This window comes from Agromyces aurantiacus, from assembly GCF_016907355.1.
GTDB lineage: Bacteria > Actinomycetota > Actinomycetes > Actinomycetales > Microbacteriaceae > Agromyces > Agromyces aurantiacus.
In genome coordinates this window covers 3664311-3685867 of sequence record NZ_JAFBBW010000001.1, presented here as the reverse complement: position 1 = coordinate 3685867, position 21557 = coordinate 3664311, and the positions used below count along the sequence as shown (strand labels likewise).

Genomic DNA, 21557 nt, shown 5'->3' with positions numbered 1-21557 from the left:
GGGGGGTCAGGTCGACGCGCGGGCCTCCGCCTCGCGGTCGATTCGGTCGGCGCGCGCGACGACCATCGCGCCGATGCGCGCGCCGACCGTCGCGATGACGACCACGCCCGCGGCGATGAACGCCGCGATGCCGGTGACCTGCGACGACGGCTCGTCGGTCAGGCGTGCGACGCCGAGCCACGCGAGCCCCCAGCACAGCGAGACCATCGGCGCGAGCCGGCCGCGGCCCGCGATCCCGATCGCCACGCCGACGCCCGCGGCGACCGCGATGACGATGACGGCCCAGACGACCGGTGCGATGCCCCAGCCGTCGAACCCGGATGCCGCGAGCGCCGCGGTCGTGTTCGCCGCCGTCGCCACGACGACCCAGCCGAGGTACAACCCGATGGAGCCGTCGGTGATGATCCCGTCGAGGACGGAGCGCGGCGGCATCCGCCGGATCTGCACGAACAGCCAGGCCAGCACCGCGAGCAGCGCGAAGATCACGACGACGCTGAGCCCGAGCAGGTCGAACTGGACGACGCCGATCCACACGGCGTTCAGCACGAGCGACGCCGCCACCGCGTAGCCGATCCGCCGATGCCGCGCCGACGTGCGCTGGGCCGGCAGCAGCTGCCACAGCGCGTAGGCGAGCAGGCCCGTGTAGATGACGCTCCAGATGCCGAACGCCGGCCGGGCTGGGGCGATGAGCGTGGAGTCGGCGTCGAGCCATCCGCCCGCGGCCTCCTGGATCGGCCGGCCCGCGAAGGCGCCCGAGCCGATGAACGCGGCGGCGATGGCGAGCAGCGACGTGACGAGCACGACGAGCTGGCGGACCGTGTCGGACGGGCCGGGGGGACGTGTCGTCGCCTCGGCGCTCCGGTCGTGCGTGGTCGTGGTCATCGGATCTCCCGCCTCCTCGGCATCCCCTCGGCGATCCATCGCGTCCCCTCACCGTATGACGAGTGCCGCCCGGTCGCCTCCACCGTTCGATTGATCTCGCGGCCGCCGCGAGCGCTCCGCGATCACGCCAGCCCGCCGGCCAGCCGGGGTTCCTCGGGCTCGTCGGCCGCCGCGGCTCGCGACACCCGGGCGGTGCCCGGCGGCACCGATGCGGGCGCCGCGATCGACGCGGCGTAGAGCCGGCGCAGCCCGGCATTGCCGTTGCGCCGCCAGGCCGCGAGCTGGCGGGTGGCGCCGGTGCCGTCGCGCAGCAGCCGGCGCAGCAGGTCGTGGACGATCGCGCGGTCGCCCACGCGATCGAGCGGTTCGGCCAGGAAGCGCTCGAGTCGCCGCACCAGATCGGCGGCCGGCAGCAGGTCGCCCGTCGCGGGGTCGAACGCGTCGCGCCCGAGCCCCGCGTGCGCGCCGTGCACGATCCCCGCGCTGAGCAGCTCCGGCGGAAGGTCGGGGTCGGGATCCTCGCTCCGACGCAGGCCGCGCAGCATCGCCTCGTGATCCTGGCCCGCTCGGTCGAACTCGTCGACGGCGCGCAGCACGAGCCCGCGGCAGAGCGCGGCGACGAGCAGCGTGTCGTCGGCGGTGAGCTGCGCGTCCGCCATCCGGAACTCGATCGTCGGCAGGTGCTCCGACAGGCGCACGTTCCAGGCGATGAGGGCGAGGTCGGTCGTTCCGGCGTGGCCGAGCAGCTGCCGGATCCGGCGGTCGTAGTCGGCCGCGTCGCGGAACCGCGGCGGGCAGCCCGACGTCGGCCAGCGACGCATCTGGATGGTGCGCCAGCTCTCGTAGCCGGTGACGTTGCCGCGCCAGAACGGCGAGTTGCCCGTCATCGCGATCAGGAGCGGCAGCCACGGGCGCACGGCGTTCTGCACCGCGACGCCGTGCTCGCGGCTCGGAATGCCGACGTGCACGTGCAGTCCGCTCATCTGGTGGTCGGCGATGACCCCCGCCATGTCGCGGACGATGCGGTGGTACCGGTCGGTGTCGGTGATCGAGGGGAACGGATGCGCGTCGGGCGTGGTGCCGATGCTCGCGGCCGACACCGCGAACCGTCCGGCGTCGGCGTCGACCTCGCGGCGGAACCCGACGAGCTCGGCGCCGGCCTCGCCGAGATCGGTGAAGACGGATGACGCGTGCTCGACCTGCGATGCGAGGAACTCCCGGTGCGTGACGGCGCCCCAGCGCGGGTCGGCCGCCAGCCGGCGGTAGACCTGCTCCGCGACATCCGCTGGGAGCATCGTCGAGGGGTCGATGAAGAAGAACTCCTCCTCGATGCCGAACGTCGTCATCGCCGCCCCTCCCGCAGCCGCGCAGGTTCCGCCCCCCAGCGGCCCGCGCGACTGCTGCTGGCAGACTGCGCCGCACGGGAGGTCGTGTCAAGGGCTTTCCGACCTGCGGTCATCCGTGCTGTGCGAGCCGGCGGGGTGCGTCACCAGCCTTCGGCGAGCACCCGGTCGAGCATGTCGACGAAGAAGTCGGCGCTCTCGCGCGAGACCACGAGCGGCGGCTTGACCTTCAGCACGTTCTGGAAGTCGCCGGTCGGCTGCATGATCACGCCGAGCGTCAGCAGGCGGTCGCAGATCGCCGCGGTCTCCTCGGTCGCGGGCTCGAGCGTCGCGCGGTCGCGCACGAACTCGACGCCGAGGTACAGCCCGAGGCCGTGCACGGCGCCGATGAGCGGATGCCGCTCCGCGAGCGCCTCGAGCCGGCCCTTCAGGTACGCGCCCGTGTCGGCCGCGTTCTCCTGGAGCCGCTCGTCGCGGAACGCGTCGAGGACCGTCATCCCCGCGACGCTCGAGGCGGGGCTGCCGCCCGTCGACGAGAAGAAGTACCCCTGCGTGCGGTAGCGCGCGGCGATCTCGCGCGTCGTGATCACCGCGCCGAGCGGGTACCCGTTGCCCGCGGCCTTGGCGACGGCGATGACGTCGGGCACGACGCCCTGCTGCTGGAACCCCCAGAACCACCGGCCGAGCCTGCCGTACCCGGCCTGCACCTCGTCGGCGATCGCGAGGCCGCCCACCTCGCGCACCGCCGCGTACACCTCGGCGAGGTACCCGTCGGGCAACGGGATGCCGCCGGCGTTGCCGTAGAAGGTCTCGGCGATGAACCCGGCGGGCGCGCGGCCATCGGCGGCCAGGGCGCGGATGCGCTCGGCCGCCTCCGGCGCGTAGCGGGCCGCCTCGGCGCCGCGGTGGCGCCCGCGGAACGGGTTCGGCGCGTCGAGCGCGTGCACCCAGTCGGGTCGCGTCGCGAGCGCGTTCGGATTGTCGGCCGTCGACGTGCTGACCGCGTCGGACGCGTACGTCCAGCCGTGGTACGCCTCGAGCAGCGACACCATGTCGCGCCGTCCGGTCGCGGCCATCGCGACGCGGATCGCGAGGTCGGTCGCCTCCGAGCCGGAGTTCACGAGGAAGACCGTGTCGAGCGGTTCGGGTGCGAGCGCCGCGAGGCGCTCGGAGAACTCGACGACGGCGCCGTAGTTGAAGCGCGAGTTCGTGTTGAGCGTGCGCAGCTGCTTCGCGACGTTCGCGGCGAGCTTCGGATGCCCGTGCCCGAGCGGGGTCACGTTGTTGACCATGTCGAGGTACACGCGGCCGTCGGTGCCGACCAGGTGCTCGCGCCATCCGCGCTCGATGCGCGGCGGCGCGGCGTAGTAGTGCTCCTGCACCTCGGCGAACGCGCGGTCGCGGCGCTCCACGAGCGCGGCGGCGTCGTGCTCGAAGCCGGCCGGTCCGGGAGCGCCCGGCTCGGCCTGCCGCGTCTCGAGGCCCATCCCGGCTGCGGGGTCCGCGGTGAGCGTGAGCCAACCTGCCGCATACTCGGGCCGCACGAGGTGCGGAACGCGCACGCCGTCGGGTGCGGCCTCGAGCCGGATGCGCGCGCGCGTGCGAGCGGGGACCGTGCCGTCGAGGATGGTCGCACCGTCGGCGCCCTCGACGACGAGCCGGAGCCCGGTGCCCGGGGCGGCGAGGTGCTGCGCCTCGGCGAACCACACGTCGACCCCGGTCGGGATCGTCGCGGACGATACGGCCGAGCGGATTCGGCTCGCGCTGAGGCGCGGGGTGCCGCGTTCGAGCCAGGCCGCCGGCGCGCCCGCGTCGAGCGCGGCGAACGCCAGACGCTCCTCGAGGTCGGCCTCGAGCCACGCGCCGCCGTCGACGTCGTCGGAGGTGATCGAGACGTCGAGGCGGACGGCTCGGGCCGAGTCGAACCCGGGCGAGATCTCGATCCGGGCCGCCTCCGCCGCGCCTCCTCGAGCACCGGTCGGAAGGTCGACGCCGAGCGCGTCGGCGATCATCGCCGTCATCACGGCCGACGGCACCGAGACCGCCTGCTCGAAGATGCGCCACTCGCGCTCGACGCCGGCGGCCGCGTAGGCGTTCGCTCCGCCGTCGATCTGCACCTGGTGCTCGCCGCTGACCACGAGCACCGCGCCGCGCAGCACGACCAGCGGCCACAGCGCGCGCACCTCGGCGGCCGACAGCGGACGCAGGGCGTGGAACGCGCGGACGGCGGGCAGTACCGAGGCGGGCTCCGCGCCCGCGTGGTGCAGCACCGACGAGATCGTGATCGCGAGCTCGGAGACGGCCCAGCTCGCGGTGACGTCGCCGAAGTCGATCATGCCGTCGGGCGTGCGCACGCCGTGCTCGGTCGTGCACACGACGTTGTCGTCGGTGAGGTCGAGGTGCACGGCCTGGAGGGGAAGATCGGCCGCGACGGCCTGCACGTCGGTCCAGGCGCGGGCCGCGGCATCCGTCACCCGCGCGCGCTTGGCCGCATCGGGGTGGTGGTGCGCGAGGAGGCCGACGACGCGGTCGGCGTGACGGAGGTCCCACTGCAGCACGCGGTCGAGGCCGGCGTGCTCGAAGCCGGCGAGGGCCAGGCTCGCGTGCGCGGCGAGCTCGCCCATGCGCGCGACGACCGCGGGGGAGAGGTGCGCGCCGCCCGTGAGCGTGCCGCCCGGCAGGTACTCGAGCAGGCGGATGGCGAGAGGTCCCTCGCTCGTGTCGGCGACGACCGAGCGCGGGGTGCCGTCGGGGGCCCGGGTGGTGGTCGCGATGCGCAGCTCGGGCGACGCCTCGGCGATGCGGGATGCCGCGTGGTCCTGCGCGGCGAGCTCGTCGGCCGTGAACGCGGGATTCGTGATCTTCACGACGCCCACGGGGGTGCCCATGCCCGACGCGTCGCGCGCGAGGAAGTTCTGGTCCTGCTGGCTGCCCAGCGGGTCGAGCTCCACCTCGAGTCCCCACCGGTCGCGGACGATCCCGGCGACCTCGTCGGCGGGCAGGTTCGGCGCGGGCAGCTCGCCCGCCGAGAAGAAGTCGAAGCCCCTGGCTTCCGCGGAGCCGGTCATGGCGCACCCCTTTCCGCAACGACCCTAACGAGGGCGGATGCCGCGGGCCGAGCGCCGTCGTGTCGATCGGCGGGCCGTTCGTCCACCGTCGGGGCGACGCGCGGACGGCCTTCGGACGATGTCGGCGGACTCGCCTACCGTGATCGGCATGACGAACCCGATGCATCCGACGCTCGAGCCCGACGTGCTCGACGAGCCCTGCCTGCGCTGCGGCTCCGCCGCGGTGCGCGTCATCGTCTACGGGCCGCTCGACCTCGAGGTCGAGGCCGACGTGGCGGCGACCGGCCTGCACGCCGAGGCGCCGATCTTCGACTGCCGCGACTGCGGCTTCGAGTGGGGCGAGGCGGTCCGCGACCTGCTGGCCTGAGTGGTCGGGGTCTCCGTCAGCTCGCGGGCGGGCGCCAGGGGTCGTCCGTGTGCGCGAGCCACACCTGCTGCGGATCGAGGGCGCGAATGAGTCGCTGGCCTTCGGTGGTGGGCTCGTCGAGCTCGCCGAACCACACCGCGGTGTCGCCGGCGATGACGACCGGACGATCGGCGGTCTCGATCACGACGATCTGCGAGCCGCGCGTGTGGCCGGGCGCCGGGACGAGCCGGAGCCCGGGCAGCAGCTCGAGTTCGCCGTCGACCGGCACGTACGTTACCCCCGGCGCGTCCACCCACTCCGGGATGGTGTAGTCGGGACCGGATCGGGCGTCGTCGAGTTCCGTGCGCTGCACGTGGATCGGCGTGCCGGGGAAGAGCCGGTTGCCGCCGCAGTGGTCGGCGTGCAGGTGCGTGTTGACGACGAGGTCGATGCCGGCGAGGTCGAGGTCCAGCGTGTCGAGCGGGTACACGCGTGCGACGAAGTCGGAGAGCGCCGGGTGGACCTCGGTCATGCCGGTGTCGACCAGCACGCGCCCGTCGGGATGGTCGACGAGGTGCACGTGGACCGGCATCCGCTCGCCCTCGATGTCGAGGTCGGCGACGAGCACGGGCGTGACCGTGACGGGGCGCGTCATCTCGACACCCCGACCGCGAACCGTGAGGCGAGGCGCTCGAGCATCGGTGCGAAGCCCGCCGCCATCTCGGCGAAGAACTCCCGCTCCCAGTCCGCGCTGCCGCCGTACGCGCTGGTGACGACGCGGATCACGCAGCTGCCGCCCGACTCCGACTCGACCAGGAACTCGGTCGCGACCGGCGACGCCTCCCCGAGCGCCTCGCACGCGGCGTCGAGTGGGACGCCGAGCGACGCGAGCCACCCGGCCATGCCGGGGTCGACGTCCTCGGGCCGCTCGGCGAGGGGCCACGGTTCCTCGAACGCGAACCGCTCCGGAGGCGAGTACGCCGTGACGACCCCGGTCGAGGTGAGGTGGCCGAAGTCGAACGAGACCTCGCCGCCGACGCGGGGGTCGAGCCGCGTCGGCGCCATCCACGACGAGATGCCCTTGGCCGTCGCGATCGCCTCCCACACCTGTTCCGGGGTGGCGACCACGCGGTACGTGCGTTCCATCCGGTGCTCGGTGCGCCGTGCCGGGTCGGGCCCGCTCATGATGACTCCTTCGGTCGGGGGTAGGACGAGACCGTCAGGCGGTGCGGTCGCCCGTCGTCGTGGTGGTAGCGCGCGACCAGGCCCGCGATCGCGGTCTGCAGTTCGGCGGCGAACGCGGCGCGATCCGCCGGCGTGGCGAAGCCGATGACCGTGTCGATGGTCAGCGTGGGCACGCGCGTCCCCGCGCCCGCGTCGTCGGTCATCCCGCCGACCTCGGAGACGGCTCGCGCGTTGACGGCGATGAGGTACGCGGTCGAGAGCCGGTCGGAGACCGCCTCGGGGTCGACGGGTCCGAGCTGCAGCACGCCGGGCGAGGGCACGAGGTGGCGGGCCGTGCGGCGGACCACGCGTTCGGTGATCCCGCCCCACGCGCGCTCCTCGACGGGCTCGACGAGTCCGTGGGTCTCGAGCGTCTTCAGGTGGTAGTTGACCTTCTGGCGGGTCGACCCGACCGCCGCGGCGACGGTGGCCGCCGAGCCCGGTTCCGCGAGCGCGTCGAGGATCGCGGCCCGCGCCGGATCGAGCGCCGCTTCGACGGCGGCGGCATCGGCGAGTACTCGGAGGTCGTCCACATCCGGAACGCTACGCCTTGACAGGAAAAATTGTCAAGGGCTGGACTGAAGGGCGGTCGTGGCCGCGGCCCTGGCCTCGGTCGGGCTGGGGGCGGGCTCGACGAGCGCCGTCAGGCTCGCACGCACCACGAACGCCGACCACGCCGCGATGCCGAGCAGCTTCGTGCCGTCCTCGACCAGGACCGACGCCTGCGTCGGCGAGAGCAGCAGGTCGACCATGGCGGAGCCGCCGAACGCGGCCATGGCGAGCAGGAGCAGGCCCGGGTCGAGCCGCTCGCGGATCACCTCCTGGAAGCGGGCGAGGTAGACGAGGAACCCGACGCCGTAGGCCGCGACGAACGTCGCGCCCGCCCACGGCGTGAGCGTCGCCGTCTCGTGCAGGAGCAGCAGGTCGTCCAGGGCCAGGACGAGGCCGAGCGCGGCACTCCAGCCCAGCATCGCGCCGAGCGCCTCGCCGCGGCCGCGCGTCGCGAGCCATCCGACCAGCGCCGCGCCGCTCGCGATCGCGATCGCGACGATCCCTAGGTTCGAGAGCAGCCCGTACGCCGTGTTCGCGTCGCCGTGCGCGACCGCGACGGCCTGGCTGTCGCGCACCAGGTCGGTGGGCCGCAGCCACGGTTGCGTCGCCGCCGCGATCACGGCGATCACGACGGGCGCGATCACGGCGACGTAGACGGGTGCCGGCGTGCGGGCGATGCCGTGGGCGACCGCGACGGACGGGGGTTCCTCTGATCGGACCATCCCGCGAACGTAGGCGCCCCGGCGCCTCGGCAGAAGCCCCTTGACAGCCTCGCGCCGCGACCGCGGCGGGTTGGTCAGACCGGCGCGGGCGGCTCGTCCTCGAGGAGCTCGTCGCGGATGCGGCGCAGGTCCTCCATGAGCGAACCGACGAGGATCCAGTGGTCGGACTTCGGCGCCGCGACGACGAGCGGCGCGGTGAGCGCCGGGATCGCGGAGGTCACCGGCTCCGGGGCGACGTCGGCGAGGTGCACGGCGAGCCGGATGTCGTGCGCGACGCGGCGCAGTTGCTCGGCGATCGCCCGCACGGTGGGCTCGCCCGCGAGGTCGTCGTCGTAGTGGTCGACGAAGGCGCGCGTCATCCCGATGACCTGCGTGACCATGGGGCTCAGGCGCTCGAGCAGCCGGTGCTGCTCGGCGATGTCGTCGCGGTGGGCCGACCGGCGCGGATTCAGCGTGAGGGATTCCTCGGCGTCGGCGATCGCGCCATCCGCCGCCTCGCGCATAGGCCGGAGCAGGCGGACCTCGATCATGAGCGCATCGAGGTCGGCCCGTCGTTGCGGCGTCTCGAGCGCGGCCGCGAGGCGATCGACGGATGCCGCGAGCTCGCGCCCGAGCGCGGCGAGCTGGTCGCGCGCCGGGGCCGCCAGCACGGGCGGCACGATCAGGGCGTTGACCACGATGCCGATCGCGGCGCCGATGAGCGTCTCGACGATGCGGTCGAACGCGTACTCGGGCGAGGTGCCGCCGAGCGCGAGCACGAGCATCGCGCTGATCGCGACCTGGTTCGCCGTCGGCGTCGTCATGCGCGCCGCCCAGGCCGCGATCATCGACACCAGGATGGCGACGAGGATCACCCAGCTCGCCTGCCCGAATGCGAGGCCGAGCAGCGACGCGATCACGACGCCCGCGATCACGCCCACGCTGCGCTCGATCGCCTTGCCGAGCGACTGGTTCACGCTCGGCTGCACGACGAGCAGCGCGGCGATCGCGGCGAACACCGGCAGCTGGCCCGGGATGAGCCAGCCCGCCAGCAGCCAGGCCGCCACCGTGGCGACGGCCGACTTCAGCACCTGCAGCAGAGGCGCCCGCCTGGTCGCGCGGAACCGTTGGGAGAACCGCATGGCTCCCACGCTAGCGGGCGCCCCGCCGCGTCAGCTCGCCTCGGCGGCGTCGCGCTTCGGCAGGCGCCACCCGGGGCGCACGAAGTGGCAGGTGTACCCCCACGGGATGCGCTGGAGGTAGTCCTGGTGCTCGGGCTCGGCCTCCCAGAACGCCCCGGCCGGCGCGACCTCGGTCACGACGGGTCCGGGCCAGATGCCCGACGCGTCGACGTCGGCGATCGTGTCGATCGCGGTGTCGTACTGCTCGGGGCTGGTCGCGAAGATCGCCGATCGGTAGCTCAGGCCGATGTCGTTGCCCTGGCGGTTCTTCGTGCTGGGGTCGTGGATCTGGAAGAAGAACTCCAGCAGCTCGCGGTAGCTCAGCTTCGCGGGGTCGAACACGACCTCGAGCGCCTCGGCGTGCGTGCCGTGGTTGCGGTAGGTCGCGTTGGGCACGTCGCCGCCGGAGTAGCCGACGCGCGTGTCGATGACGCCCGGGAGCTTGCGGACGAGGTCCTCCATGCCCCAGAAGCAGCCGCCCGCGAGGACGGCGGTCTCGGCTCCGGGACGCGTGTCGATGGTGCCTGGGGTGGTCATGCGCGGTGCTCGCTCTCGGGGGTCGTAGTGCTGGTGGTGAACAGGTGCCGGTAGTCGCCGTAGCCCTCGGCCTCGAGGTCGTCGAGGTGCACGAAACGCAGCGCGGCGGAGTTGATGCAGTAGCGCAGGCCGCCCTGGTCGGCCGGGCCGTCGTCGAAGACGTGGCCGAGGTGGCTGTCGGCGCCCGAGGAGCGCACCTCGACGCGCTTCATCCACAGCGAGCGGTCGACGTGCTCGGTCACGGCGTCGTCGTCGATGGGGCGCGTGAAGCTCGGCCAGCCGGATCGGCTGTCGTACTTGTGCACGCTCGCGAAGAGCGGCTGCCCCGAGACCACGTCGACGTACAGGCCGGGCTCGTGGTTGTTCCAGAACTCGTTGCGGAACGCGGGCTCGGTCGCGTCATCCTGCGTGACCTTGCGCTGCAGCGGGGTCAGGCGGTCGAGCGCCTCGGGAGTCCTGCGGTAGTCGTGTGACACGGTTGCTCCTTCTCCGAGCGGCGCCGGGTGGGCCGCCCTCCGGATGTCGCGACACCGGATGAGCCGGTTACGCGAGCGTCCACAGGGAAGAACCGCGCCGGCGCCCTGAGTGTTCCGCAGGATGCGCCCGTCGGCTGTGGGTTCGCTGTGAGCGCGTCGGCGGGGGATGGGAGGATCGCCACATGCCCGATCGCCTGATGCTGCTCGACACCGCGTCGCTGTACTTCCGCGCCTTCTACGGCGTGCCCGATTCGTTGAAGCGAGCGGATGGCACGCCGGTCAACGCGGTGCGCGGCCTGCTCGACATGATCGCCCGCCTCGTGGCCGACTTCGAGCCGACGCACGTCGTCGCCTGCTGGGACGACGACTGGCGCCCGCACTGGCGCGTCGAGCTGATCCCGAGCTACAAGGCGCATCGCGTCGAGGAGGTCGTGCCCGGCGGGCCCGACGTCGAGGAGGTGCCCGACCCGCTCGAGGCGCAGGTGCCGATGATCCGCGAGGTGCTCGGGCTGCTCGGCATCCCGGTCGTGGGCGTCGCGGCGCACGAGGCCGACGACGTGATCGGCACGCTCGCGACCGACGCGGGCATGCCGGTCGACGTGGTGACCGGCGACCGCGACCTGTTCCAGCTCGTCGACGACGACGCCGGTGTCCGTGTGATCTACACCGCACGCGGCATGAGCAGGCTCGAACTCGTGACCGACGAGTGGGTGGTCGCGAAGTACGGCATCGAGCCGTCGCAGTACGCCGACTTCGCGACGCTGCGCGGCGACACCTCCGACGGGTTGCCGGGCGTCGCGGGCATCGGCGAGAAGACCGCCGCGGGCCTGCTCGGCGAATTCGGCTCGCTCGACGCGATGCTCGTGGTCGCGTCGGGCGATCCCGACGTGACCGACGCGGCGCCCCGCATGTCGGCGACGATGCGCGCGAAGCTCGCCGGGGCGCACGACTACCTCGCGGTCGCGCCGACCGTCGTGAACGTGGTCCGGACGCTCGACCTGCCGTCGGCCGACGAGCTCGGCGCCCGGCTCGCGCCGGTCACCGGCGACGCGCGCGCCGCGATCGAGTCGCTCGCCGACGAGTGGAACCTCGGGGGTTCGGTGCCGCGCGTGCTCGCGGCGCTCGACCGCACCTGACGGCCGCGGCGAGCCGCTCGGTCGGCTGGCTGCGCGCCGGTCCCGCCGACGGCCGCGGCCGCGCGGACGGACTCGCTCCGGCGACCCGAGCTCGCGGCGGTCGCTCGGGCCATCCGCTGCTCGAATCGGGTGGAAAGGTATCCGCCGAATACTTCTCCACCCGGTTCGCGCCCGCAGATGATCCAGCGAACGCCGAGACTGCGCGGGCGCGGGATCCAGGGAAGCCGAGATCCTGCGCGGTGCGGACTCAGCAGCCCGGGCCGTTCGGCGCCACGGTGCAGTCGCCGGTGACCAGCACGGTGTCGAACTCGCCGACCAGCACCTCGCGCGGTGCGCCGAGGACCACCAGCGTCCCGTCGATCCACCGCCACGCCGATCCGTCGAACCGGTACTCGACGACGAACACCACCGAGAGCCCGACCGTGTACTCGCCCGACTCCGCATACGAGTGGCTCGTCGCCGTCTCGCTGAACTCCGCCTGCCCGAGCTCCTCCCACCTCGCGCCGGGCACCGACGCCTGGACGACCGACCCGTCGGAGTGCGTCCACCGGTAGCCGACGGGGTGGAACCGCACCTCGGCCGACCGCCCGAGCAGCGTGCCCGCCCGCGTCTGCACCGCAGCCTCCGTCACGAAGTTCGCCGGCAGCCCGACGACCGCCCAGCCGTCGGGCTGCATCGCCGTCTCCGGCGCCACGGGCCGGAACGACGCGATGTCGCGCAGCGTGACCGTCGGCTCGCCCGCGGCGGGCGGTTCGGGCTCCGCACCCGTGAACGCGCACTCGGTCGGATTCGTCGGACTGCAGATGTCGCTGGGTGGGGCGGTCGGTCGCTCGGCGCTGCTCGCGTTCTCGTCGCCGACGAGTTCCGGCGTGTACCCGTCGGCGGGGTCGTTGTTCGCGGTCTTCGGGCCCGAAGAGACGGATTCGTAACCCGCCTCGAGCTGGACCTCGTCGGTGGACACTGACCCCGTCACACCGCACATCCCGGCCGAGTGCATGGCAGGACTACAGAACTCTCCTGTGCTGAGGGGGCTAAGTGCTCCAACAGAGAGAGCCGCGGTCAGCAGAAGTCGTCGCCAGACCACACCTGATTCCCATCGATGACCAACTGTGGCCCCTCAGCGACGGCCTCGATGACCAGAGGGAGCCGTGGATCTCGGTCCGAGGGAGTGACATCCTCCTGTGCAGAGTTGAGGACGCGCACGCTTGACACGTCTTGGCAGGCGTAGAACGAGACAGCCTGCGCGTTGTCCGCCACCTCGATCAGGCGGGGCGAATCGATGGCTGTCGCCCCCTCCGTACGGAGGCCAGCGTGACGGAAGGCTGCGAAATCCGTCTTGCTCATCTTTGCGAACTCTGCAGACGTGACTCCATCGATCCTGTCCACTCCCTCCCCACCGTCAGCCGTGATGGCGTCACTCGCGACCAAGTACGCCTCGTACGCGGCGACCGCCGCCGCCAGCGCTTCCTCGTCCGAGGCGAAGACCGGCGCGTCCGCCGTCTCCGACGGGGAGGTGGGCGCGGCGGTCGGCTCCGGCTCGGCCGGCGCGCACGCGGCGAGCGTCGCGAGCGTCGCGCCGGCGAGCAGGAGCGCCGTGATGCGGCGCGGGGTGCGGGGCATGCCGTCCACCGTAGGGGATCGCGATCGAGCCGCGGCGAGTCATCCACAGGCCATGCAGCCCCGGCAGAATGGGCGCATGGACGGCCTCGAGCAGGTGACCGAGCACGACGTGGTGCACCTTCGTCGATGCGTCGAGTTGGCGCGGCGGGCGCGCGACCGCGGCGACCACCCGTTCGGGTCGATCGTCGTGTCCGCCGACGGCCGGGTCGTCGAGGGGATGAACACCGTGGTGACCGGGCGGGATCCGACCGGGCATGCCGAGACCAACGTCGTGCGCCTCGCCGCGGCCGAACTCGATGCCGACGAACTCGCCGCGAGCACGCTCTACACGAGCACCGAACCGTGCGCCATGTGCTCGGGCGCGATCTACTGGAGCGGCATCTCGCGGGTGGTGTTCGCGCTGTCGGAGTCGGGTCTGCGCGACATCGTCGCCGAGCAGGAGGGCGTTCCGACCCTCAGCCTCCCGTCTCGCGAGGTCTTCGCCCGCGGCGGGCGGCCGGTCGTCGTCGCGGGGCCCGCCGATCTTCCCGAGGCCGCCGACGTCCACGCGGGGTTCTGGGTCTGAGGCGCACGGCACCGTCGCATGGTCGACGACCGGGGCGCGCCCTGATCCCGGGCAGGCGTCGGATGAGTAGCCTCGCCCGCATGGAACCGATGCGTCGCGACGTCCGACCCACCTCGACGAGGCGCCGGAGTGCCCTGGCCGTCGCCGGAGCCGGCGCGGTCGTCCTGCTCCTGGCGTTGACCGGCTGCACCCCGGGCGGTCCGGCGCCCGCGACCTCCGCCCCACCCGCCGAGACGACGCCGGCCGCGACGACGCCGGCCGCGACGGCGAGCGAGATGCCCCCGGCATCCGACACCCCGACGGGAGCCGGCGGCGACCACCCGCTCGAGGCCATCGACGCGTACGCGCTGTGCCGTGCCCAGACGTACGCCTACTACCCCGGCGACTTCGGGCTCCTCGAGTACGCGCCGTTCGCCGACGCCACGGTGCTGCAGCGCGACGACGGCCAGTGGTTCGTCTACATCGAGGTCGACGACGGGAATCGCCCGGCCGACCTCGTGGATGCCGCGGGCAGCGAGTGCATCCTCGGCGGCACGATCGGCGAACCCGAGTGGCAGGAGTTCGGCACCGTCTCGCGCGACGCGGCCGAGGATTCCATCGCGAACTTCAACCGGCCCTCGGCGCAGCCCTGATCAGGTCGGGATGCCGGGGGCGCCGGGTGCGGCCGGCGGCAGCCAGTACTCGGGCGCGGGCAGCATGAGGCCCGAGGATGCCGCGGCGATGACGACGAACGCGTAGATCGCGACGAGGATCGCGAGGGCGCCGAGCCCCATCGCGACGGGCACCACCCACGACACCCGGACGCCCTCGCGCCGGTAGCGGGGAACCGCCATCCACGGCACCCACATCGCCGCGGTGCCGAAGCCGGCGAGCCAGACGGTGCGCAGGGCCTGCCCTTCGAGCGGGGCGAACAGCGCGATCCCGAGCGCGCCCACGCCGAGCAGCAGCCCGGCCCACGCGAAGAACCGCGCCATGCCGATGCCGCCGACGTCGGTCTGGTCCTGCCACCAGGGTGTCGGGACGTGCCCGTCGGGGTGGTCGCGGTCGTCGCGCTCGGCCGGGTCGGTCATGCCTCGATCGTACGAGGCGGCGCCATCCGTTTCGCCGGAGATCACCGTCATCCCGGATCGATCCGCGGATCCGGTCCTGCGAACCGGCCGATCTCCGGCACGGCGGCGGCGGCGGGGCGCAGCGGTCGGCGGTAGCATCCGACAGCGAGCGCACCCGACCGCGCGCCGAGGAGGAGCACATGTCGAAGCGGATCTGCGTCACCGGCGCCTCGGGACTCGCGGGGCGTGCGGTCGTGCACGACCTGCTCGAGCACGGCTACGAGGTGCTCGCGACCGACGTGGTGCCGCCGTCGCCGCTGCTGCCGGCGCGCTGGTCGCGGCCCGACCTCGTGTACACGCAGGCCGACCTCACCGACTTCGGCGACGCCTTCGAGGTGATCAGCGGGGTCGACGCCGTCGCGCACCTCGCCGCGATCCCGGCGCCGACGATCTTCACGCCCGCCCGCACGCTGAACGTCAACAACGCGATGAACTCGAACGTGTTCCTCGCGGCCGCGCAGGCGGGCGTCGAACGCGTGGTGTGGGCGTCGAGCGAGACCACGCTCGGCCTCGACTTCGGGCCCGGCAACCAGCCGTGGTACCTCCCGCTCGACGAGGACCACTACCCACGGCCGACGTCGACGTACTCGCTGTCGAAGGTGCTCGGCGAGACCATGGCCGAGCACGTCTCGGCATGGTCGGGCATCCCGTTCGTCGCGCTGCGGTTCTCGAACGTGATCGACCCGGATCGGTACGGCGAGTTCGCCGCATTCGAGGTGGATCCGGCGTCGCGCCTCTTCAACGCATTCGGGTACATCGACGTGCGCGACGCCGCCCAGTCGGTGCGCCGAGCGCTCGAAGCGGAGGTCGCGGGGGCCCGCGCCTACGTGATCGCGAACGCGGACACCGTCATGTCGCGGCCCACGAGCGAGCTCGTGGCGGAGTTCTTCCCCGGCGTGGAACTGCGCCGCGAGTTCGGCGAGCACGAGTCGCTGTTCTCGATCGAGCGGGCGCGGACCGAGCTCGGCTTCGAGCCCGAGCACGGATGGCGCGACGCCTGAGGCGGGCCGCGAGCCCGCTCAGCGCGACGGCGAGGGCGTCGGCGTCGACGCCTGGTCGGTGACCTCCGCCGAGGCGCCGAGCGACCCGGTGAGCACCAGCTCGAAGTGCTGCTGGTCGGCGAAGGTCTGGTAGCCCACGCGAGCGCCGTACGGGAGCTCGGCGAGGACGTCGCCGTCGAGCGTGAGCAGGAGGTCGCCGTCGGTCGTGACGGCCAGCCGGGGCGGGTAGGTCGCGGCGCCGGCGTCGGGTTCGGCCGCGGCGTCGTCCTCGGCGAGCCGGGTGAGGCGGTCCTCGGCGAGGGCGGCCGCCTCCTCGAGTGCTCGCTGTTCGGTGTCGAGCGCGCGGGCCGACTCGGACGGCGTCACCGGATCGTCGGCGGGTCGCTCCGCGAGCACGGTGATGACCGCCGTCGGCACGATGCCCAGGAACAGCGACGCCGAGGCGAGCCAGATCCCCGCGATCGCCATGGCCGAGGTCCTGCGTCGCGCGCGGCGCGACCACCGCCGGGAGAGGAGACCGAGCACCACGGCGGCGACCGCGAGCGCGGCCAGCCACACCAGGCCGGGCAGGTCGAGGAGCAGGGTCCACCGGAGCTGGACGAGCGCCAGGATGCCGAGACCGAGCGAGACGACGGCGGCGGCCCGTGCCCAGCCCACCTCGCGGGCCGAGTCGGGCGCGGGGAGCACCTCCCGGGCGGCGCCGCCTGGCCCGGTCATGCCGAGAGCCCGAGTCCGAGCGCGGCGGGAACGAACGAGACCGCGAGGATGCCGAGTGCCGCGACGCCGAGCATGAACCCGGCGGTGGCCGGGCCGCTCGTGCGTCGGCCCGTGCGTCGTGCGCCCGCCTGGACGAGCGCGGCGAGCGCGACCGCGGCGATGGCGAGGGCGGCGAGCGCGGCCGTCGCCGCCGGCGAGCGCAGCGGGGTGACGAAGGCCACCGCCGCGGCGACCGCGCCGAGGCCGAGCGAGACGAGTCCCAGCACGCGCAGCGGGCCGCGCAGGGCGGGCGGGTCCGCGGGCGGTTCGGGCGAGGCGGGATGGCGCGCTATGGCCGACATGCGGCGTGCCCCCTCCTCGAGCCCGCGCGACCGGCGGGTCTGATGTCATCCTCCCGTGCGCGGCGCAGCGGATCGCCGCGGATGCCGCCGTGGACGGTTGCGATCCGATCACGACGATTGCGATCCGGTCACGACGGTCACGGAGGGATCACAAGCGGGTGGTCGCCCTCCGGATGCGTGGCCCCGGATGCACAGCGCACGCCCAGCCATCCGCTATTCGACAGATGTAGATTAGAAGCCTGACGCCGAGGTCGACACCGAGACCCGCTCCACGAATCCGAGCCGCGATGCCGACCTCCCGAACGACAAGGAGAGTCATCGCATGGCACGAGTCAGCGGAAAAGTCGCGCTCATCAGCGGCGGAGCCCGGGGCATGGGAGCGTCGCACGCGCGACTGCTCGTCCAGGAGGGTGCGAAGGTCGTCATCGGCGACCTGCTCGACGACGAGGGCAGCGCGCTCGCCGACGAGCTCGGCGCGGAGAACGCGAAGTACGTCCACCTGGATGTCACCGACTACGCGCAGTGGGAGGCGGCCGTCGCCGCCGCGACCGAGGCGTTCGGGCGGCTCGACGTGGTCGTGAACAACGCCGGCATCGCCAACTTCGGCCCGATCGAGGAGTACACGATCGAGGCCTGGCAGAAGATCATCGACATCAACCTCACCGGCGTCTTCTACGGCATCAAGGCGGCCATCCCCGCCCTGAAGGAGTCGGGCGCCGGGTCCATCATCAACATCTCGTCGACCGCGGGCCTCCAGGGCTACGAGGCGCTGCCCGGGTACAACGCCGCAAAGTTCGGCGTGCGCGGACTCACCAAGAACGCGGCCCTCGACCTGGGGCGCTACAACATCCGCGTCAACTCGGTGCACCCGGGCGTCATCCGCACGCCGATGACCGAGGACCTCGACACCCCGCAGAACCACGTGGCCCTGCACCGCGTCGGCGAGCCCATCGAGCTGTCGAACCTCGTCCTCTTCCTCGCGAGCGACGAGTCGAGCTTCTCGACCGGCGCCGAGTTCGTCGCCGACGGCGGCGAGACCGCGGGCCTCGCGCACTACGAGAGCTGAGCCGCTACGCGCGGACGAGGCCGAGCTCGATGAGGCTCCGCGCCGACGCGAGCACGGCCTCCTCGCGCGGCCGGGGGTCCCAGCCGAGCACCCGCGCGGCCTTGTCGTGCGAGGCGTCCTTCCGCGAGCCGAGGTCGGCGACGAGCCCGCGCAGGTCGGCGCTGAACGCCGCGCCGGCGCGGATCACCCAGTCGGGGATGGTCCGCGTCGGCACGCGCCGCGCGGCGTGGCCGAGCTCGGCGCGCAGCAGGGCCGCGAGCTCGGCGTAGGTGAACGCGTCGCCCGACACGGCGAGGAACCGCTCGCCCGCGGCATCCGGATGTCGCATCGCGCGCACGTGCAGGTCGGCGACGTCGCGCACGTCGACGGCGTTCACGCTGCCGCGCGGCACGGCGGGGATCCGCCCGTCGAGCAGCACCTGCAGGAGCAGGAGCGAACTCGAGAGGTCCGCGCCCAGCGCCGGGCCGAAGACGCCGACAGGGTTCACGACCGAGAGTTCGAGGCCGCCGCCCTCGCGGTCGACGAACTCCCACGCGGCGCGCTCGGCCAGCGTCTTCGACCGCACGTACGCGGTGAGGCCGGGCCGGTCGGGGTCCGTCCAGTCGTCCTCGGTGAACGGGCGGCCGGGGTGCGCCCCGTAGCCGACAGCCGCGAACGACGACGTGACGACGACGCGACGCACACCCGCGTCGCGTGCCGCGCGCAGCACGCGCAGCGTGCCGTCGCGAGCGGGTTCGATCAGCCGACGTTCGTCCCTCGGCTGCCGCGCCGGGAAGGGGGAGGCCACGTGCAGCACGTGCGTCGCGCCGGCGAGCGCGTCGCGCCATCCGGCGTCGTCGAGGAGGTCGGCTGCGGCCACCTCGACACGCTCGGGGTCGCCGCCGCCGAGCCGGACGAGCGCGCGCAGGTCGTCGGCGCGGGCGGCGTCGCGCACGGTCGCGCGCACGCGCGGGGCGTCGTCGCCGTCGCCGCTGGTCCCGCCGCCGCCGCCGGCCAGCAGCCGCAGCACGCAGTGGATGCCGACGAAGCCCGTTCCGCCGGTGACCACGACCAGTTCGCCGCTCATGCGCTCCCCACGCTCGGACTCTACCCGCCGCTCCGGCCCGCGCGCCGCGCTCGCGTGCGCGCGTGGATAGGGTGACGGCATGAGCCGAGCGGATGCCGCGGGGCCGACCCGCGCACCGGCCGCAGGCCTCCCGCCCGCGGGCGACGACCCGCGCCTGCTCCGCACGCGCGCGGCGCTGACCGAGGCGCTCGTGCGCCTGCTCGAGCACGCGCCGCTCGACGAGATCTCGGTCGCCGCGCTGTGCCGCGAGGCGGGCGTGCACCGCACGACCTTCTACGGACACGCGCCGAGCGTGCACGCGTTCGCGCTCGCCGTGTTCACCCAGGACCTCGACCAGCTCACCGCCGTCGCGGTCGAACCGGCGGTCGAGACCCCGCAGCACGTCGCCGAGCGCTACTTCGACTCCCTCCGGCGCGTGCTCGTGCACGTCGCCGACGAGCGGGCCGGGTACCGGGCGCTGTTCGGCTCGACGAGCCGCGGCGTGTTCCGGGCCGCGCTCGACGAGCGGATGCGGCGGCGCGCGCGGATCGCGCTCGAGGTGTGGCGCGCCCAGCGCGTGCCCGGCGCGCCCGTCGCCGACGCCGCGATCGACGAGGCGGCGGCCTTCATCGCGGGCGGGCTCGTCGGGGCGATCGAGACCTGGGCGATGGGCGACGAGACGGATGCCGCGGCATCCGCCGCTCGGATCGGGACGCTCATGCCGGGCTGGTGGCCGCGTCGCGGCTGACCTAGGCGCGATGCCGGCCGAGCGGTGACCCACGCGCATCAGTGCCAGCCCTGATGCCGACCCGCTTCGCCCGGGTGGAGAATGCGCGCGACCCGGGCTCGGCGACAGGGGGATGCCATGGGCGAGTCGGTCGAGGACGACGCAACCGAGGGCGCGGACGCGGGTGCGGCGGGCGCGCAGGCCGGGACGGATGGTGCGGCGCCCGGTGCGGCCCGCCCGGCCTACCACCGGCAGGCGGTCGTCGTCATCCACGGCATGGGCGAGCAGCGCCCGGTCGAGACGCTCAACGCGTTCAGCGAGGTGATCACGAACGGCGAGCCGTTCCATTCGCGCCCGACCCGCATCCGCGACGCGTTCGAGTCGCGCGTGCACGTGATCCCGCGTTCGCCCGAGCACGACGGTGTTCGCGAGCCCTTCGACGTCCAGACCGACCTCTACGAGTACCACTGGGCCTACCTGATGACCGGCAACCGGCTCGACGACCTGTGGCCCACGTTCCGCCGCATGATGTTCCCGGTGACGGGGATCCCGATGACCGTCGCGGCGCTGGGCTTCGTGGTCGCGCTCGCGGTGGGCATCGCCTGGGCCTCCGGGTACTGGGCGCCGCCGGGCGGCGGGGCGGAGGCGAGCGGCTGGGTCCTCGTGGGGGCGACGGTGCTCGGGCTCGGGTTCGTGCTCGGGCGCAGCGTGCCGCCGGGCCTGCTCGGCCTCTGGGTGATCGTCTGGCTGGCCGCGGCCGCCCTCGCGTACGGGTTCATCGCCTTCCCGCCGCTGCGCGACGCCCTCGGCGCGCCGAGCGTCGCCGAGATCCTCGTCGGCAGCGCCTCGGCGATCGCGATCGTGGCCTACCTGATCAGCCGGGTGCTGCCGGGATGGCTCGTGAAGAGCTTCGTCGACGTGGTCCGCTACCTCGACACCTCGCCCCGGTCGTACGAGGTGCGCCACGCCATCCGCAAGGGCGTCGTCGACCTGCTCGACGGGCTCCAGTCCAGCGGACGGTACTCGCGCATCATCGTGGTCGCGCACAGCCTGGGCTCCTACGTCGCCTACGACGCGATCTCGTACCTGTGGACGGTCACGGGGCGCGCGGCGCCGGCCTCGGCGGACGACCTGCGCCGGCTCGAGGCCGCCGCCGGGCAGCTCGCGGAGGCGTGGGAACCACGGCCGGGTCGCCGGCGCGCCCGGCGCGCGTGGGCCGCGCTCGCGGGCCCTCGCGCGGAGTATCGCAGCGCGCAGCGCGAGCTCTGGGGTCGACTGCGCGCGGCCGACCATCCGTGGCTCATCACCGACCTCGTCACGTTCGGCAGCCCAATGAACTTCGCCGAGCAGCTGTACACGCGCGACCTCGGCGAGTTCGACCGGCGCGTCGGCCGGCGCGAGATCGTGACCTGCCCGCCGAGCACCGAGCCGAGGAATCCGGCTCCCGCCGGCGCTGCCGCGACCGCCGCGTCGCAGCGCCCGTTCTCGCTGCTGTGGCGTCGCCGAGACGGCCGGCGCGCGCTCCATGAGGCCGCGCCGTTCGCGCTCGTGCGATGGACGAACCTCTGGTACCCCGCTCGCTGGGGCTTCTTCGGCGACTGGTTCGGCGGTCCGCTCGCGCGGCTCTACGGTCCGGGCGTGGAGGACGTGCGCCTCGACCGGGCGAGCGGGCTCAGCCGGATCCCCGGGTACGCGCACGGCGCCTACCTGCTCGAGCGACGGCGGGCGCGGGCGCGCGGCGACTTCGCGCGCCCTCCGGGCTCGTTCGACGCGGCGTTCGTCGAGGCGCTCGACCTCGCCAGTGCGTCGTGGTTGCCGGAGCGCCCGGCGTCGCCCGCGCCCGCGGCCGCGGGCGGCCGTCGCCACTGAGTGCACGATCCTTGCGATCAGTGGCATCCTTGCCATGGCGGTCCCGACCAC

At 73.5% G+C, this 21557-nt stretch carries 24 protein-coding genes; 8 read left to right on the top strand and 16 right to left on the bottom strand.

What is annotated here, in order from left to right; genetic code table 11:
• Nucleotides 1–6 precede the first annotated feature (6 nt).
• The 3 genes from JOD46_RS17400 to JOD46_RS17390 all read right to left on the bottom strand — a co-directional run bounded on the left by JOD46_RS17400 (nucleotide 7) and on the right by JOD46_RS17390 (nucleotide 5293).
• Nucleotides 7–882: a TspO-related membrane protein gene (locus JOD46_RS17400; protein WP_204395715.1), complete on the bottom strand. Its 876-nt coding sequence runs from the start codon at nucleotides 880–882 to the stop codon at nucleotides 7–9.
• 122 nt (nucleotides 883–1004) lie between these two features.
• Nucleotides 1005–2228, bottom strand: a complete 1224-nt coding sequence (locus JOD46_RS17395) for a carboxylate-amine ligase (RefSeq protein WP_204395714.1) — start codon at nucleotides 2226–2228, stop codon at nucleotides 1005–1007.
• A gap of 140 nt (nucleotides 2229–2368) precedes the next feature.
• Nucleotides 2369–5293: an aminotransferase class III-fold pyridoxal phosphate-dependent enzyme gene (locus tag JOD46_RS17390; RefSeq protein WP_204395713.1), complete on the bottom strand. Its 2925-nt coding sequence runs from the start codon at nucleotides 5291–5293 to the stop codon at nucleotides 2369–2371.
• Between the two features lie 148 nt (nucleotides 5294–5441).
• Between JOD46_RS17390 and JOD46_RS17385 the strand changes: the two genes are divergently transcribed.
• Nucleotides 5442–5660, top strand: a complete 219-nt coding sequence (locus JOD46_RS17385; RefSeq protein ID WP_204395712.1) for a hypothetical protein — start codon at nucleotides 5442–5444, stop codon at nucleotides 5658–5660.
• Between the two features lie 16 nt (nucleotides 5661–5676).
• Here the strand turns inward: JOD46_RS17385 and JOD46_RS17380 are convergent, their stop codons facing one another.
• The 7 genes from JOD46_RS17380 to msrB form a co-directional block, all read right to left on the bottom strand.
• On the bottom strand, nucleotides 5677–6294 hold the full coding sequence (locus JOD46_RS17380) for an MBL fold metallo-hydrolase (RefSeq protein WP_204395711.1): 618 nt from the start codon (nucleotides 6292–6294) through the stop codon (nucleotides 5677–5679).
• Nucleotides 6291–6824 carry an SRPBCC family protein gene (locus tag JOD46_RS17375; RefSeq protein ID WP_204395710.1) on the bottom strand — a complete coding sequence of 178 codons (534 nt, stop codon included), beginning with the start codon at nucleotides 6822–6824 and terminating at the stop codon, nucleotides 6291–6293. The genes JOD46_RS17380 and JOD46_RS17375 overlap by 4 nt, the downstream gene beginning before the upstream one ends.
• Nucleotides 6821–7396: a winged helix-turn-helix domain-containing protein gene (locus JOD46_RS17370; RefSeq protein ID WP_204395709.1), complete on the bottom strand. Its 576-nt coding sequence runs from the start codon at nucleotides 7394–7396 to the stop codon at nucleotides 6821–6823. Before JOD46_RS17370 ends, JOD46_RS17375 begins: the two co-directional genes overlap by 4 nt.
• Before the next feature lie 33 nt (nucleotides 7397–7429).
• Nucleotides 7430–8137, bottom strand: coding sequence for a DUF8692 domain-containing protein (locus JOD46_RS17365; protein WP_204395708.1), 708 nt, complete (start codon nucleotides 8135–8137; stop codon nucleotides 7430–7432).
• A 74-nt stretch (nucleotides 8138–8211) separates the two neighbouring features.
• Entirely contained in the window at nucleotides 8212–9258 is a 1047-nt protein-coding gene (locus tag JOD46_RS17360; protein WP_204395707.1) for an FUSC family protein, read from the bottom strand.
• Between the two features lie 30 nt (nucleotides 9259–9288).
• Nucleotides 9289–9834 carry a peptide-methionine (S)-S-oxide reductase MsrA gene (msrA, locus tag JOD46_RS17355; protein ID WP_204395706.1) on the bottom strand — a complete coding sequence of 182 codons (546 nt, stop codon included), beginning with the start codon at nucleotides 9832–9834 and terminating at the stop codon, nucleotides 9289–9291.
• Entirely contained in the window at nucleotides 9831–10310 is a 480-nt protein-coding gene (msrB, locus tag JOD46_RS17350; protein ID WP_204395705.1) for a peptide-methionine (R)-S-oxide reductase MsrB, read from the bottom strand. The genes msrA and msrB overlap by 4 nt, the downstream gene beginning before the upstream one ends.
• 182 nt (nucleotides 10311–10492) lie before the next feature.
• Here msrB and JOD46_RS17345 point away from each other — a divergent pair, with 182 nt between their 5' ends.
• Entirely contained in the window at nucleotides 10493–11446 is a 954-nt protein-coding gene (locus JOD46_RS17345; protein WP_204395704.1) for a 5'-3' exonuclease, read from the top strand.
• Between the two features lie 247 nt (nucleotides 11447–11693).
• Here the strand turns inward: JOD46_RS17345 and JOD46_RS17340 are convergent, their stop codons facing one another.
• Together JOD46_RS17340 and JOD46_RS17335 are read right to left on the bottom strand one after the other, a co-directional pair.
• A complete protein-coding gene (locus tag JOD46_RS17340; protein WP_204395703.1) occupies nucleotides 11694–12407 on the bottom strand; it encodes a hypothetical protein in 714 nt (237 codons plus the stop codon).
• Nucleotides 12408–12505: 98 nt separating this feature from the next.
• Entirely contained in the window at nucleotides 12506–13066 is a 561-nt protein-coding gene (locus JOD46_RS17335; protein ID WP_204395702.1) for a hypothetical protein, read from the bottom strand.
• A gap of 76 nt (nucleotides 13067–13142) precedes the next feature.
• Here JOD46_RS17335 and JOD46_RS17330 point away from each other — a divergent pair, with 76 nt between their 5' ends.
• Both JOD46_RS17330 and JOD46_RS17325 read left to right on the top strand, forming a co-directional pair.
• A complete protein-coding gene (locus JOD46_RS17330) occupies nucleotides 13143–13631 on the top strand; it encodes a nucleoside deaminase (protein ID WP_204395701.1) in 489 nt (162 codons plus the stop codon).
• Between the two features lie 80 nt (nucleotides 13632–13711).
• Nucleotides 13712–14263, top strand: a complete 552-nt coding sequence (locus JOD46_RS17325) for a hypothetical protein (protein ID WP_204395700.1) — start codon at nucleotides 13712–13714, stop codon at nucleotides 14261–14263.
• Here JOD46_RS17325 and JOD46_RS17320 read toward each other — a convergent pair whose 3' ends face one another.
• Complete coding sequence (locus JOD46_RS17320; protein WP_204395699.1) at nucleotides 14264–14701, bottom strand: hypothetical protein; 438 nt, start codon at nucleotides 14699–14701, stop codon at nucleotides 14264–14266.
• A gap of 179 nt (nucleotides 14702–14880) precedes the next feature.
• Here JOD46_RS17320 and JOD46_RS17315 point away from each other — a divergent pair, with 179 nt between their 5' ends.
• A complete protein-coding gene (locus JOD46_RS17315) occupies nucleotides 14881–15741 on the top strand; it encodes an NAD-dependent epimerase/dehydratase family protein (protein ID WP_204395698.1) in 861 nt (286 codons plus the stop codon).
• Nucleotides 15742–15759: 18 nt separating this feature from the next.
• On the opposite strand, the gene JOD46_RS17310 is transcribed toward JOD46_RS17315, so the two are convergent.
• Both JOD46_RS17310 and JOD46_RS17305 read right to left on the bottom strand, forming a co-directional pair.
• On the bottom strand, nucleotides 15760–16458 hold the full coding sequence (locus JOD46_RS17310) for a hypothetical protein (RefSeq protein WP_204395697.1): 699 nt from the start codon (nucleotides 16456–16458) through the stop codon (nucleotides 15760–15762).
• Nucleotides 16455–16799, bottom strand: coding sequence for a hypothetical protein (locus JOD46_RS17305; protein ID WP_204395696.1), 345 nt, complete (start codon nucleotides 16797–16799; stop codon nucleotides 16455–16457). Before JOD46_RS17305 ends, JOD46_RS17310 begins: the two co-directional genes overlap by 4 nt.
• Nucleotides 16800–17121: 322 nt before the next feature.
• Between JOD46_RS17305 and JOD46_RS17300 the strand changes: the two genes are divergently transcribed.
• Nucleotides 17122–17865 (top strand): glucose 1-dehydrogenase, encoded by a 744-nt coding sequence (locus tag JOD46_RS17300; RefSeq protein WP_204395695.1) that lies wholly within the window; start codon nucleotides 17122–17124, stop codon nucleotides 17863–17865.
• 4 nt (nucleotides 17866–17869) lie between these two features.
• Here the strand turns inward: JOD46_RS17300 and JOD46_RS17295 are convergent, their stop codons facing one another.
• Nucleotides 17870–18931, bottom strand: coding sequence for an SDR family oxidoreductase (locus JOD46_RS17295; RefSeq protein ID WP_204395694.1), 1062 nt, complete (start codon nucleotides 18929–18931; stop codon nucleotides 17870–17872).
• A gap of 79 nt (nucleotides 18932–19010) precedes the next feature.
• Between JOD46_RS17295 and JOD46_RS17290 the strand changes: the two genes are divergently transcribed.
• Both JOD46_RS17290 and JOD46_RS17285 read left to right on the top strand, forming a co-directional pair.
• Nucleotides 19011–19658: a TetR/AcrR family transcriptional regulator gene (locus tag JOD46_RS17290; RefSeq protein WP_204395693.1), complete on the top strand. Its 648-nt coding sequence runs from the start codon at nucleotides 19011–19013 to the stop codon at nucleotides 19656–19658.
• 117 nt (nucleotides 19659–19775) lie between these two features.
• Nucleotides 19776–21506: an MFS transporter gene (locus JOD46_RS17285; protein ID WP_204395692.1), complete on the top strand. Its 1731-nt coding sequence runs from the start codon at nucleotides 19776–19778 to the stop codon at nucleotides 21504–21506.
• Nucleotides 21507–21557 lie beyond the last annotated feature (51 nt).